The following is a 540-nucleotide window of genomic DNA, read 5'->3' as shown; positions in this document are numbered from 1 at the left end:
CAGGTGCCCGTTTGTCAAATATTGACATTACTATTAAAGGGCAAACCTATCACTTTGATGCGGATGGAAACGGAACACCAATTAGTTAATGAAGTTATAAATACTCCTTCTTAAAATGACAGTTTAAAATGAAAGGAGAATTATCATGGAAAAGAAAGTACATTTTAAACTTCACAAAGTTAAAAAACATTGGGTAACTATTGCAGTGACAGGACTTGCTTTGGGTTTGAGTTTTGCAGGACTCAGCTATGCTTCAGCTGAAGAACAACCTACCCCCGTTAATGAAGCAACTGTTGAAACCATCATCAAAGAAGGTGCTATTAACGTCGATGCTCCAGCAAGTAATGAAGCCACAGCTAAACCTACAGAAAATACAGCAGCTACCGCTTCAAGCGAAGCTGCCACAGTGTCAGAAACACCAGTGGTCACCTCTGAAGGGGCTTCAACAGAAACTATTTCTGAAAAACCAAGCTCTGAAGTCACAAGTACAGCTAGTTCGGAAGCATCTAATTCTGAAACTACACATTCTGAGGTAAGTGC

General features: G+C 40.0%; 1 protein-coding gene. It reads left to right on the top strand.

Going from position 1 to position 540, the window contains the following annotated elements; all coding sequences use genetic code 11:
• Positions 1–145: 145 nt before the first annotated feature.
• Positions 146–540 (top strand): KxYKxGKxW signal peptide domain-containing protein (locus HMPREF2867_RS08090; RefSeq protein ID WP_176744109.1); only part of this gene is annotated, 395 nt, incomplete at its 3' end.

It is taken from the genome of Streptococcus sp. HMSC064H09, assembly GCF_001812625.1.
In the GTDB taxonomy this organism is placed as follows: domain Bacteria; phylum Bacillota; class Bacilli; order Lactobacillales; family Streptococcaceae; genus Streptococcus.
The sequence above is the reverse complement of the archived record's forward strand: the minus strand, read 5'-3'. Positions and strand labels throughout refer to the sequence as shown.